The organism is Streptococcus sp. OH4692_COT-348 (assembly GCF_003859975.1).
Lineage (GTDB): Bacteria > Bacillota > Bacilli > Lactobacillales > Streptococcaceae > Streptococcus.
This window is the reverse complement of the sequence record NZ_RQZB01000012.1, coordinates 1-13,160: the sequence shown is the minus strand read 5'-3', so window position 1 is coordinate 13,160 and position 13,160 is coordinate 1. Positions and strand designations below refer to the sequence as shown.

Below are 13,160 nucleotides of genomic sequence, written 5' to 3'. Positions count from 1 at the left end.
ATATTTATTAATTAGATGGATGAATACTTCTAGAGTTAAATATAGTATAATAGGGACATACTTTTTGGTTTATTTTTGTTTGTAGTCGGATTATGAAAGAATATCCAATATTATGCGATAAGATAGAATGTTACAAAAAAGAAAGGGGATGCAATCCGATGAAGAAAGACAGATTAATTGTATTGACAGATGCTGTTCTAGCAATTATTATGACCATCTTGGTTTTAGAGTTAGAAAAACCAACAACACCAAGTCTTGAAGCTTTTTGGGATTTACGGCAAAATTTCTTTGCTTGTTTTCTTTCCTTTTTCTGGTTGGGATCGTTATGGATGGCACTAAACACATTATGGGAAAAGGTTGAGAAAATTTCCTCAGAAATTATTTGGTGGAATTTGTTTCTACTCTTGGAGCGGCAGGAGTTCTCTTTGGAGAATTTCATGCCATCCAAGATACCAGTCTGAATGATGTGGTGGACCGGATCTATATAAATGTCAAGGATTTACCGTTTCAGTCCTTGGGAGCTTTAGCTAATATCCTGTCTGATATTAAGAAGGGACTGATTCAAGACAGTCATATCTGGTCTTTCTTCCAGTCATTTTTCAAACAATATCAGTTGATAATCAGCTTAAATCAGATCTATCAGTTTGTCTATCTTTCTCTGATGGAGATCATGTCCTATCTTCACTTTGATTATTGGAAAAAAACGGCTCGGTCAGGAGCTAGTATGAATAAGGAGAACAAATGAAACGTTTAAAAATGTTATGGCATATTATGCAGGTTACGGGTTTTACTCGGTTTGCTCTGAGTTTTGTGACCTTTGTTTTTGGGTCAGGAGGCGTGCTTTTCCTAGTTGAACCTGCTATCACAAATTACGGAGACGGTCTTTGGTATGCTTTTGTGACTTCGACGACTGTCGGCTACGGGGATCTCCTAGCTGTGACCTTGATTGGAAGGATTACCAGTGTCTTCTTGACGATTTATGGGCTCATATTTTTTGGCTGTTTATCAGCTGTTATTTTTAATTATTATACCAATTTAAATAAGGAAAGAGGAGAGGACAAATGACTGCCAATTATTCAACACGGGAATACCGTGAGAAATTATACGATGACCTTCATGTTCGATTGAGAGATACAGCGATTTTGATGTGTGCAATTTTTATTGCCTCTATCGGACTAAATATGAATTCAACAGCTGTCATTATAGGAGCCATGTTGATTTCACCTCTCATGACACCGATTGTTGGACTGGGATTCGGTTTAGCTATTTTTGATACGCGTTTAATCAAGCAATCTCTAGAGGTTTTATTGACTCAAGTGTTGGTCAGTTTGCTTGTCTCGACTCTGTATTTCTGGATTTCTCCCTTGTCTTATGCAAGTAGCGAGTTGATTGCACGAACCTCTCCAACCATTTGGGATGTCCTCATTGCTATTGCTGGTGGGATTGCTGGTGTGATCGGTTCAAGGAAAAAAGAAGCAAACAATATCGTGCCAGGAGTAGCCATTGCTACAGCTCTGATGCCGCCTATCTGTACTGCTGGCTATGGTTTAGCTAATGGGAATGTACGATTTTTATTGGGGGCTCTCTATCTTTTCTTGATCAACTGTGTCTTTATCATGCTAGCCAACATTGTTGGAACAAGAATTTTGATGAGAAAATCTCCTTTAACTTCATTTAAAGAGCTGAGCATTAAAATGAGAATTGGCTTGATATCTTTGATTGTATTGTTGATTCTTCCAGCTAGCTATTCGGCAGTTACTCTGACAATAGAACAAGCGCGCAAAGAAGGGATCAAACAGTTTGTAGGAAAAGAGTTCGCCAATTATACGGTTATTAATCAAGTCTACAAGTCAAGTAACAATGAATTGGTCTTGACGGTTGTTGGAGATCCGATTTCAGAAGAAGAATTAGAAACACTCCACCAAAAACAAGCCTCTTACGGTATTCAATCTGTTCAATTGAAAGTGAATCAAGTTCAGAACTCGCCAACATTAGATAGTGAAGCGACCAAGGAATTTTATGAAAACATTGACAAGTATATTGATCAAAAACTCTCTGAAAAAGATTCACAAAACGATCTCGTAAAAGAAAATGAAGCAGACAAGGATTGAGGACAATGAACTGAATCGGTTTTTACGCCGTGTTTTTCTTGTATCTTCCTCTTTCTTACTTATAGCAGGTTGTTTTTGCTTGAATAAGAAATAAATTAGAAGTTCTATCATCTAAGAAAAATGATGAACAAAAAATCATTTAACTAATGGTGTGAACGTTTAGTGTTTATCAGCTCCATTCTCTGTAATTTTGGGGGTAAAATCCACACCATTCGGATAAAATTAGTTGAATTTGATTGGAAAAAAGCTTTTATAAAAGCGGAGAAAAGTCTTGATATTACGCTGTTTTTAGTCCAACTGAAATTCATACTTTCCAAACCAGGTCTTAAGAAAGCTCGTAAAGCATCACAATTTAGTAAACGTTAATTCGAAAGAATTACTATACTTATACAGAGCACCTTTCGGGGTGTTCTTTTTTCTACTTTCTTACTAAATTGGTGCAATTGACACAGTTGTTGCGACTTTAGTCGCTTACAAATGTGGCTGCAACCTGACAAGGTCAGTTGCCTCAAAACGTTAATCAATACGATTATATCAACGTTTCAAAGCACTTTGCAAAAATTTTGCAAAGTGCTTTTTTGTCGATTTTTGAGCTCAAATAGCTTTGTGATAACCTTCTGATAACCTCTTCTAAATTTTTAAAATCATGATTTATTTTGCTTTATTGAGATAGTCTGCAAATTTGTCAATAGAGTTTTTCTCACCAGTTTTTGTGGTGTGAGTATAGACATCTAATGTCACCTGACTGCTTGCATGACCGAGACGTTTTGATGTATTAGAAGGATCGATTCCAATTTCAGACATAAGTGTTGCATGTGTATGTCTAAACCCATGTGGGCTAATTGGTTTTAATTTATGCTTTTTAATAATTCGATTCAGTACGTTATTAATGTAATCAGCATGCAAAGGTTCAATTTTGTCATTACTTGATATGTAAGAGAACATATATTCATCACTAATATTCAGCTTTGTAAGAGGAAGCTGAGATTGTTCTTTCAGATAGAAATTTCTCCATTGCTTAATAATATCGATTGTCTCATCATCAAGATAGATTGTACGAACTGAAGATTCATTCTTTGTGCTCTTTTCAATCGCTTTACCGTCAATTCTTCCTAGACTTTTATCTATGTTCAATAGATTGCTGTCAAAGTTAATATCAGCCCATTTTAAAGCGTATAACTCCCCTTTTCGTAGTCCACTAAATGCAAGCAGTCTAAATAAAGCAAAATGTTTAAATGGCTCAGTTTCTTTCACTATATCAAGGAAATGATGTAATTCCTCCAGAGACCAAAAATTATCTGATCTAGTTTTTTTGATTTTAGGCATGATAACATTCTTCATTGGATTTCGATCAATGTAGTTCATGTTGATTGCAAAATCAAAAATTTTTGAGGTATAGGATTTTATCTGTTTGATATTTTTGAAAGTCTGAGATTTTTGTGTAATAAAGTTTTGACAGTCTAAAGGACTGATTTGGTCAATAAATTTATCGCCAAATATTGGTAGAATATGTATTCGATAGATATTCTTAGTTTGGGAAGAAGTTGTTTCTTCAACGGTACCAACATAGGCATTAAACCATTCTTGATAAAGTTCTTTATAAGTGACTTTGGGGTTAGGTTTGTCGGTACTTACTGTGGGGGCAACGACACCAGCTTCTAAACGAGCTTCGTACAATTTTGCCTCTTTTTTGGTTTTGAACCCTCTCTTTAAGTGCCTTTTTTTCTTTCCATAAGCATCTAAGCCAATGTAAAAGCTGACATAGTATAGGATTCCTTTTTTTGTTTTGTATTTGTGTATAGACATTTTTTCTCCGTATCTAAGTTTTCGGAGCTTATGTAATTGAGAAATGAGTGTCTATCTATTTTTTCTATCTTCTTGGCGGATAGCGTATTCGTCTGTTTTAATCCAGCTCTGCCAAACTTTAGAATCTTTATTTTGGTGATTCATATAATCTATAAACTCAGACATAAAACGTTTGTTTTTCTCAGCTAGGTATTCTGAGAATATATGACGAAATTCATCTGAAAAACTATCATCAAGTGGTAGTGTTAATGCCCTTTCGCCAAATTCGATACTCTTCTTTAACTTCTCCATATCGCTTTTAAAAGGTGTCACAGAACCAATTTTAGATGTTTTGAAACTATCTGTAACAATTTTAAGATTTGATGGAGCGTGTGGGTTGCTATCAAGTCCCATAATGTAAGCGACGGAAACATTAAAGTATTTTGCCAATTTTTCAGCATTATCTTTTTTAGGTTTGCGGATTCCTTGATTGTATCCAGAAAGTGTAGGATAGGCTATATTTGTAGCTTCGCTAATTTCTGTCAATTTTTTTCCGCTATTTTCTATCAGTTTAGTAATATGATTCGTCATAAGAACCTCCTTTTTATCATTATAACACATTTTATTCTTTTTGAATAAAAAAGCTTGACAAAAATTCAAAAAGGATATATAATTCAAAATGAATAACAAATTAAATGGTTTCGGAGCTTATTTAATTTAGAAATGAGGTGTGAATTTATGTCGGAAACTACTTTAGTTGTCCAGCTTCCTAAAGAATTAGAGAAGCAATTACGTGCTCACTATGATGAGATGATTTCAAATGCTGTAGCAAGAGTATTTGAAGATAAAGAACTTTATAAACCCATGGTTCGTATGTCAGGTTTGTCTAGGTGGTTAGATGTATCTACGACAACAATCCAAAAATGGACGAAAGAAGGAATGCCAACCATGGTGATTGATGGAGTGACTTTATACGATAAAAGAGCAGTAACAAGATGGTTGAAGCAATATGAAAGATAGGTACTTGTATGAATGGTGTTCAGTGGATCAAGATAACAACAGATATATTTGATGATGAAAAAATTCAGCTAATAGAATCAATGCCAGAAGGAGATACTCTTATTGTAATATGGTTTAAAATTCTGGTGCTTGCAGGAAAGCAAAATAATAGTGGCATATTAAGTCTAGGGAACAAGGTTTATTACACAGAAGAGATGCTTTCAACAGTGTTTAGACGAAAGGCTACATCTGTAAAATTAGCTCTCAGTATGTTTGAAGAATTTGGCATGATAGAAATCATAGATGGCGCTATTACCATTCCAAAATGGGAGAAACATCAGAATATAGATGGCCTAGAAAAGATTAGAAAACAAACAAGGGAACGTGTTGCTCGTCATAGACAAAAACAGAAAGCACTAATTACAGGCGAGCCACAACTTGTTTTAGACTGTAACGTTACAGTAACGGATGAAAATGAGAATGTAACGCAAGAGATTAAGAACAAGAGTAAGAATAAGAAAGAGATTGAGAATATACTGGATAATAGTTCTAGAAAGCCTGAAACTTATATTCTGCCTAAATATTATTCTTTGTTAGAATCCATTTCTTATAAGTACAATGATAGATTTTTGTATCCTAACAATTACACTTTAACACATGCTCAGAAGATGAAGATAGGAGAGTATTTAGCTAGTGGATATGTAACTAGTGATGAAGTTATTAGCATGATTGAACGGATTCCTGAGGATGCGACTTCTCCGTTAGCGTATTTATTTAAGTCTATGGAGAATTTAAAGCAGGAACGTATGCTGGAGTGCAAAGCTATTGCCCATGAAAATGCCCGAAAGAAGTATATGATAAATGAGTAGATATAGGACTGTTCTAAAGAAATGTTATATCACTGAAGAGCAGAATGAAATAGTGAATAACTTGATTGAAATGACAAACCATCTAAATTTTTCCTCTTATGCTAGGAAAATGTTGTTTAAGAGTTCGCCTATTTATCTTCAATTTGATTTTGAATCTTATCATGACTTTATATTTCAAGTTAGAAGAATTATCAATAACTTACGTCAGTTAGAAAGAATAGCGGAACAAAGTGAAGATTTCGATAATGTAAGGATATTTCACTGCTGTGTTGAGCTGATGATAGGATATGAAAAGAAGACAAGCAAACAAGTGAAAGAACTTGTGAAACGACTAAATAAGAAAACGAGGTGATAAGATTATGAGAATAAAATCGGTGTTGAAACAGGTATTTTTGACAGAAGAAGAAAATAAAAAATTAAATGATTGTATGAGGAAGGAAAATATTCATAATTTTTCTGAGTTTGCTAGAAAAAAATTAATCCGAACAGATTTGAACATTCACAAAGTCTCTTTTGAAGCGTTAGTTCCTTTGACAGAAGAGTTGGAACAGGTAGGAAAGAATATCAATTCTATAGCCCGTCTTGCAACTGTAGTTGGGAGAATAAGCTATGAAAACAAAATGGATATGTCTATTTTGATGCAAAAAATAGTTGATGTGATGGAGGAAAAAGATGTTTATTTTCAAAAGTAATATGGATAAGGATTTTGATCAGATATGCGAATACATATTGAAATTAAAGCGAGCAGAATTATTTCTTCATGGGATTAAACAACAAGATAAAACGAAGGCTCGTTTGTATCATGCGATGCTGGAATACTACGATGCTAACCATAAAAAAGAAAGACATATGAGAATTTTAAAATAAGGAAACGCTGTTAAAAATTTTGCAGCGTTTTTTATATATCTTCTTAAAATATTTGTACACACAAATGACAGTCAAATCGATTTTTGGAATTATTTTATCGAGAAGGAAAGATTTATCATAATATGACTTTGCGAGCTCAGAGTCTGTATACACACACTCCCAAAATCATCTCAAAATTTGTATACACAAAGTGTATGTATTTTTTGGGATGATTTGAATTTTGGGGAATCCCCAAACCCCTGATGAATTATACGAGCAAAAAAAATTGGGAGTAAGTTTTAGAAAGAACTATTCTACAGTATTTAAAATCTGACTTTAAGTAAATTTTTTATTATGTGACTATTAGTCTGTCTCACTCCGCTAGGTGCGAGACAAAAAATACCCGCTATGCGGGTGTGTACTGACCCCAAAAAGTTAGACAGAAAAAATCTAACTTTTGGGGTCAGTACAAAAGCGTTTTTATTGTATAAAGAATATCAAATAGTTTGAGTGTTTTACTTGTCGCTGTATTTCTTCACTATCCTTTTTGTAATACTCCTGCTTTGTTCCTGAAATATCTACAGTGAATACATCATCCTTGAAGGTATAATTCTCTTTTCGGTTTATGATATTAGAGCCAGTCAGTTCGATTGTTGCACTATCTTTATCAATTGTAAAGGTGTCGGCCTCTCCTTTGTTGCTATTTCCTTTGTTACCTGAAATGGTAAAGGCAACTTCATTTCTACTCTCGTTTATTCAACGGTATTCGCCATCTAAAGAATTGCTTGATTGGTTAGAACATGCAATTAATAAAATTGTAGATAGAGACACTAAAAGTAATGTGATAAATCTTTTCATTTACATACTTTTTATTTCTATATTATATTAAAGAAACATTACATAAGTAAGACAGTGATTTTTTAGGTTGATCTATTTCTTTCGGGAAAATCATTATTTTTCGGAAAGTTGATTTATAGTCTCTTTTAAATATAAAATTAAAAAGATGTGCAGGTTGTAATTAACTTGTGCATTTTTTTGTTTAAGGTGAATTCAAAGTATCCTAATATACCATATAGCTGAGAAATAAATCAAAATAGGGAAAAGAAGATATTGACAGAATTCCAGGGTTTGGTATAACAGTCAACTAGATAGTTACAATGATCAACAGGAGATATTCCTGAAGGTGTAATGTAAGATATTAGTGAAAAGATCGGAGAACATACATGGAATATAGTAAACTAGGCTGGGAAGAAGTTAGTAAGTTTGAGGAAATAAAAGGTTATGGACAACATATTTGGCGACATCATGAGAAATATTTTTTTGTTACAGATGAATGGGGAATAGTTGAACAGAGGGTAGTCTATGAATTACTATATAGAACTATTTCAATCACCCTACCAAGTTTTTCTGAGTTACTTGAAAAGTCTAACTTAATTTGACAATTTAGGCAATAAAGAAATTCTAGACAAGCTTTTGAGCTATTCAGAAGACTTGAAACACCACTATCATCTCTATCAGCTCTTACTTTTTCACTTTCAGAATAAGGAACCAGAAAAATTTTTCGGACTCATTGAGGACAATCTAAAGCAGATTCATCCTCTTTTTCAGACTGTCTTTAAAACCTTTCTAAAGGACAAAGAGAAAATCGTCAACGCCCTTCAACTACCCTATTCCAACGCCAAATTGGAAGCAACCAATAATCTCATCAAACTTATCAAGCGCAATGCCTTTGGTTTTCGGAACTTTGAAAACTTCAAGAAGCGAATTTTCATCGCTCTGAATATCAAAAAAGAAAGGACGAAATGTGTCCTTTCTCGAGCTTAGCTTTTCTTCAACACACTACAGTTGACAAAGAGCCGTAGATTTTAGGTATTTACCTTGTCTACTTAAGAGGTATCATATCATCGAGATAAAGGTGATTTGTTTGTTCCTAAGAATTAGGTTTTAGGTTTGACTTGTGGTAACTTCTGGAAAAAGCTTGTCTAGGATTTTTGGAGTGATAGCTTGTCCAGGACCTTCAGCACAGTAGGTGTGAATATACATAGAGGGATTGAAGTTGAGCTCGATACAAGTGCAATGAGGTTTTTCCTTGCTAGCAGGCTGAGTTCTATCTGGAATGATGAGGTCAACCCCGCAAGCCCAGGCCCCCATGCTAGTTGCCATAGCTGCTGCCAATTCTTGGTAAGAGGAATCTATTGTCTCAGTGACATCAATAGAGTCACCACCCGTAGAGATGTTGGAGTTACGGCGGAGATTGACCTTTTTCCCTTCTGGGAGAATATCATCAGGTGCATAACCTTGCTGAGTCAACATCAATTGTTCGATGTCTCCTAGCTTAATGATTTCCAGAGGTGAGCGGTGGTCACGGCCTCGCAATGGATTGGCATTTTTCTGAGCGACTAATTCACGAATGGTGTGTTTGCCATCACCGACAACATTAGCAGCGACACGAAGGAGGACAGCCTCACAACGCCCGTCCAGAATGAAGAAACGGTATTCGGTTCCTGGGATAAATTCTTCAACAAGAACAGCTGTATCTTCTGCAAAGGCAATCTCGAGAGCTTTCTTATAGTTATCAAGGCTGGCAGGCTCTTGGAAAATGGAAATGCCCAGACCGAAGTTGGTTGATTTTGGTTTAACCACAATTTGTTTGCCCTTGATAAGAGGATAGTAGGCTAGACCTTGTTCTAGACTGGTAAATTCGTCGCCGGCAGGGACAGGGAAGCCAGCATCAGCCAGGATTTTTTTGGTCACGGTTTTATTAGCCATGGCAAGAGGAACTACATAGTTGTCTTTTGAGGTCATGTTACCATTTTTGACGTACTCAACATGATCTTTATGCCAGAGTTTAAGGAATTGATCCTGCTCATCTAGGATTTCAAAATGAAGCCCTTTTTGAATGGCATCAAAGAGCAGCATCTGGGTAGAAAGTTCCATCTCCTCATAACCCTTAAGGGCATAGTGGGCAGTCCAGTCGTAATCATGATAGGCAAGCGCCTTGTCAAGGGCAAAGTCAGAAAGGGACTTGTCTTTGATATGAGGAAGAAGTTGAGCAGCTAGTGTCTGACTGGAATCTGAAAAGGCATCTTTAACTTGTTTGACCAGACCTCGATGATAGTCACCAAGCCCAAAATGTTGCACCAGTTGGTCTAGAGCTGTCGTAATGTTCTGAGTTTCAGCTTCAGAAGGTAGAGGTTCTAAAGGATGAGAGAGGGCAATTTTTTCATTCAGCGCGTGACCTTGAGCCAGAGCCTGATCAACATTTTCAGGGGTATCCAGCCAGAGGAAGGCTAGAAGGAGTAGGTGTACGGTATCCATGGTAGTTTGGCTAATACCGATACGCTCAAAGGGGTTGAGGTCGAAGTTACGGAATTCTAGGTAGGTGATTCCCTTGTCAAGGAAGGAGCGATTAACCTTTTGTCCACGGAAACGAACAGCCGAGTAAAATTCCTTTTCCGCAATCAAATCACCTTGTTCGATATAGTTTTCGATGGCAGAGACATAGTCTTCTAGGCTTGCAAAAGATACTTGTATTTCTTCCTTATTGACATAACCATGGTCGCTGTTTCGGAAGGAACGCACGAGTTCTGGCACTTCTTGGTCGAAGAAGCCTTGCTCAGCAACAGGTGCAGCACCAAAGAGATAGGTAATCACCCAACGATAGCGCAAATAGTTCTGAGCCAGCTTGAGATAGAGGGCGTTTTTGAAAGCAATTATATCAATCTGGTCACTTTCTTGGAATAGGGCTTCAACCAAATCTTTCCCTAGTTCCATATTATAGTGGATACCTGAGATAGCTTGTAGTTTAGTTCCGTATTTTTCGGCTAGGTAGTTACGATAATGGCGTTCAAATTCATTTTCCAGTTGGGCAACTTGGATTTCTTGGGCGTTGATACGAGGAGGCATGGACAAGGGCCAGAGAAGTTCATCTTTACTGATGGAACGTCCAGCTACATCGGTAATGGCTCCAAGAAATCGACGAGCCTCAGTGGTAGATTTAGCAACTGGTGTGATGAGTTCCATCTGAAACTCACAAAAATCTGTTTGAATATAAGGGTGGAAACTTCGAGCTCCTAGGCAGGAAGGGTGAGGCGTATGTGCTAATTTTCCCTGTCTATCGACACGAAGACTTTCGCGTTCAATTCCAAAGTTAGCTTGAAGGATAGGGCTAGTAGGCTCCAGCTTTTGAAGCAGTTGATTTATAGTCATAGAGTCACCTTTTCATCTAATGTAAGTAATAGTATATTATAATAGGGCAAAGAAAACAACTTTCCGCTACGGTTAAGGGGAATTTTCGAATGTTTTAGATAAGAATTCTTAAAACCAGTTGCTTTTTAGCTCTATTATATGCAAAAATTGTAAAATACCCACCGATTTTTATGTAAAATGTTATTTCTCTTGCAATTTAAATCAAATTAGCCTATACTAATGACGTATATATGAGAACGAAAGAATCCCTAGGGTCGGCACTGCACCCATAAAATGAGACACAAGAAAACACTCCTGTTGTGGTAAACTAGAAACAGGGGTGTTTTGTTATGGTCAAAAAGCATATTCAGTAGAAACTAAGCTAGCCTGTATCGAAATGAAGAAGGCAGGCAAATCAAATAAAGTTATCATGGATACCCTCAGCATCAAAAATGCTAGTCAGGCCAAGACCTGGTAGCGATGGTATCAGAATGATGAATTGTACCGTTTCCACCAACCCGTGGGGAAACAATATACTTATGGTAATGGGATGAAACAGTTATCTGAAGTGGAACAGTTACGATTGCAGGTAGAATTACTAAAAAAGTATCAGAGCTTGATAAGAGAATCGACAAAGTAAGTCTTATCAAGCTAGTAGAAGAGTATAAGAAAACGTTCCCTGTATCTATTATTTTAGAATGTTTCGGCGTCAAACGCTCCACCTTTTATCGCTGGGAACAGGAGTGTAAGAATTCTCAGAAAAGAGGCGAAATAGCAGATAAAATCGAACAACTCTGTATAGAAAATCACTTTATTTACGGCTATCGAACCATCACTCGCTTACTAAAGAAAGTTTATAACCTCGTCGTTAATCGCAAGAAGGTCTATCGTATCATGAAGGAAAAGGGCTACCTTTGCCGTGCCCGTCCCAAGAAGGAACCTAAATTAGGGAAGCCTTACCATGTAACAGACAATAAGCTGGATCGTGATTTTCAAGCAGACAAGCCTATGGAGAAGCTTGTCACAGATATTACTTATTTATACTTAGGTAAATGTAAGCTATACTTGTCCTCCATCATGGATCTTTATAATCGTGAGATTGTGGCTTATACCATCTCAGATTGTCAGGATACGGACTTTGTGTTGGACACGCTCCATCAATTGGAATTACCTCAAGGAGCGATCTTACACAGTGATCAGGGATCGGTTTACACCTCAAAAGCTTACTATCAGGCTTGTGTAGAAAAAGGCATCACCCGCTCCATGTCCCGTAAGGGAACACCAGCAGATAATGCCTGTATCGAATGGTTTCATTCCGTCCTAAAGTCTGAAACCTTCTATCTCCATAAGTGAAGAAACATAACTGGAGATAGTATAACAGATATTGTCAAAAATTACATCATATTTTATAATGAAACTAGAATTCAACAAAAATTGAATGACCAGTCCCCTGTAGAGTACAGAGAATTGGTCGTAGAAGGGGTCCAGCAACCGAAGGGCGCTAGCCTTCAAATTTTCCTCCCAAAATGTGTCCAAAATATTGATAGAATTCCAGTTTTTGATAAGTCCGTTTAAAAAGACGAATCATCTTCTATTATATATTATTTTCTAAGTCAAAAATGATATAATAAAATGCAGAAACGGTTATATGAGGACTTTGTCAAGATTTTTTGGAAAATCCAGATGTTGTTTTTTTTCTCTACCTATTTTTCTAAAACTGGGGAAAATCTGATATAATAAGCTTTGTAGGTGTATTATATTAATACTTACAGAACCGAACTATTCCCCTATTTAAGAAATATTGATTCAAATTTTATGAAATCAATCAGTAAATATCGTTCATAAAAACCTTGATATTACGCTATTTTTAGTCCAACTGCAACTCATACTTTCCAAACCAGGTCTTAAGAAAGCTCGTAAAGCATCACAATTTAGTAAACGTTAATCAATACGACTATATCAACGTTTCAAAGCACTCAAAAGTTTACCTCAAAGTTTACCTTATTTTCACCTTATTGTTTTAGAGACTTTAAAGCAAATTCACCAACGGTCATAGAAACAACGTTAGAAGTATTGACATAAATTTGAGTTGTACCTGTATCGCTGTGTGTTAGTGCTTCAGAAATTGCTTCTAAGCTCATTCCTGCTTGTTTAGCAAGCGTTGCTCCTGTATGTCGCAGTTTATGAGGTGTAGCATGTGTCAGCTCTTTATGATGCTTTTCATTTTATTGTTTAGATAGTCAGCATGTAAAGGCTTGTTGATGTTTCCTCTTGTGTCGATATATGTAAAAACAAATTGTTCTGGATTACTGATGATGCCAAACTTTGCTAGTTCATATTTTTGTTGCTCTTTCCAAGAGGT

The 13,160-nt window shown here is 36.1% G+C and carries 12 protein-coding genes and 4 pseudogenes; 11 read left to right on the top strand and 5 right to left on the bottom strand.

Translation table 11 applies throughout. The features are described from left to right. Nucleotides 1-158 precede the first annotated feature (158 nt). The 4 genes from EII37_RS07560 to EII37_RS07545 are packed head-to-tail and all read left to right on the top strand — an operon-like array spanning nt 159 to nt 2,111. Complete coding sequence (locus EII37_RS07560; protein WP_006151097.1) at nt 159-461, top strand: TMEM175 family protein; 303 nt, start codon at nt 159-161, stop codon at nt 459-461. After that, nucleotides 386-745, top strand: a complete 360-nt coding sequence (locus EII37_RS07555; protein ID WP_000397555.1) for a hypothetical protein — start codon at nt 386-388, stop codon at nt 743-745. Before EII37_RS07560 ends, EII37_RS07555 begins: the two co-directional genes overlap by 76 nt. Then, a complete protein-coding gene (locus EII37_RS07550) occupies nt 742-1,065 on the top strand; it encodes a potassium channel family protein (protein ID WP_000825751.1) in 324 nt (107 codons plus the stop codon). Before EII37_RS07555 ends, EII37_RS07550 begins: the two co-directional genes overlap by 4 nt. Next, nucleotides 1,062-2,111, top strand: coding sequence for a DUF389 domain-containing protein (locus EII37_RS07545; protein ID WP_000126416.1), 1,050 nt, complete (start codon nt 1,062-1,064; stop codon nt 2,109-2,111). Before EII37_RS07550 ends, EII37_RS07545 begins: the two co-directional genes overlap by 4 nt. A gap of 651 nt (nt 2,112-2,762) precedes the next feature. On the opposite strand, the gene EII37_RS07535 is transcribed toward EII37_RS07545, so the two are convergent. Beyond that, nucleotides 2,763-3,917 carry a site-specific integrase gene (locus EII37_RS07535; protein ID WP_000022152.1) on the bottom strand — a complete coding sequence of 385 codons (1,155 nt, stop codon included), beginning with the start codon at nt 3,915-3,917 and terminating at the stop codon, nt 2,763-2,765. Nucleotides 3,918-3,968: 51 nt separating this feature from the next. Further along, on the bottom strand, nt 3,969-4,487 hold the full coding sequence (locus tag EII37_RS07530; protein ID WP_000181350.1) for a helix-turn-helix transcriptional regulator: 519 nt from the start codon (nt 4,485-4,487) through the stop codon (nt 3,969-3,971). A 147-nt stretch (nt 4,488-4,634) separates the two neighbouring features. On the opposite strand from EII37_RS07530, the gene EII37_RS07525 reads away from it, so the two are divergent. From EII37_RS07525 to EII37_RS07505, 4 genes are all read left to right on the top strand, one after another. Further along, nucleotides 4,635-4,916, top strand: coding sequence for a hypothetical protein (locus EII37_RS07525; protein WP_000005472.1), 282 nt, complete (start codon nt 4,635-4,637; stop codon nt 4,914-4,916). An 8-nt stretch (nt 4,917-4,924) separates the two neighbouring features. Continuing rightward, nucleotides 4,925-5,764: a phage replisome organizer N-terminal domain-containing protein gene (locus EII37_RS07520; RefSeq protein WP_049531917.1), complete on the top strand. Its 840-nt coding sequence runs from the start codon at nt 4,925-4,927 to the stop codon at nt 5,762-5,764. A 359-nt stretch (nt 5,765-6,123) separates the two neighbouring features. Then, complete coding sequence (locus EII37_RS07510; protein ID WP_049531919.1) at nt 6,124-6,456, top strand: hypothetical protein; 333 nt, start codon at nt 6,124-6,126, stop codon at nt 6,454-6,456. Then, nucleotides 6,437-6,631 (top strand): hypothetical protein, encoded by a 195-nt coding sequence (locus tag EII37_RS07505; RefSeq protein ID WP_000469564.1) that lies wholly within the window; start codon nt 6,437-6,439, stop codon nt 6,629-6,631. The genes EII37_RS07510 and EII37_RS07505 overlap by 20 nt, the downstream gene beginning before the upstream one ends. A 459-nt stretch (nt 6,632-7,090) precedes the next feature. Here EII37_RS07505 and EII37_RS11510 read toward each other — a convergent pair. Next, nucleotides 7,091-7,468, bottom strand: a pseudogene (locus EII37_RS11510) (hypothetical protein). Between the two features lie 365 nt (nt 7,469-7,833). Between EII37_RS11510 and EII37_RS07495 the strand changes: the two are divergent. Then, nucleotides 7,834-8,049 carry a hypothetical protein gene (locus EII37_RS07495; RefSeq protein ID WP_000456789.1) on the top strand — a complete coding sequence of 72 codons (216 nt, stop codon included), beginning with the start codon at nt 7,834-7,836 and terminating at the stop codon, nt 8,047-8,049. 1 nt (nt 8,050) lies between these two features. Beyond that, nucleotides 8,051-8,434: pseudogene (locus EII37_RS07490) on the top strand (transposase); the annotation flags it as partial. A 120-nt stretch (nt 8,435-8,554) separates the two neighbouring features. Here the strand turns inward: EII37_RS07490 and gshAB are convergent. After that, nucleotides 8,555-10,819, bottom strand: a complete 2,265-nt coding sequence (gshAB, locus tag EII37_RS07485) for a bifunctional glutamate--cysteine ligase GshA/glutathione synthetase GshB (RefSeq protein ID WP_049531677.1) — start codon at nt 10,817-10,819, stop codon at nt 8,555-8,557. A gap of 376 nt (nt 10,820-11,195) precedes the next feature. Between gshAB and EII37_RS07480 the strand changes: the two are divergent. Further along, nucleotides 11,196-12,265 (top strand): annotated as a pseudogene (locus tag EII37_RS07480) (IS3 family transposase); the annotation flags it as partial. A 545-nt stretch (nt 12,266-12,810) separates the two neighbouring features. Here the strand turns inward: EII37_RS07480 and EII37_RS11410 are convergent. After that, nucleotides 12,811-13,160: pseudogene (locus tag EII37_RS11410) on the bottom strand (tyrosine-type recombinase/integrase); the annotation flags it as partial.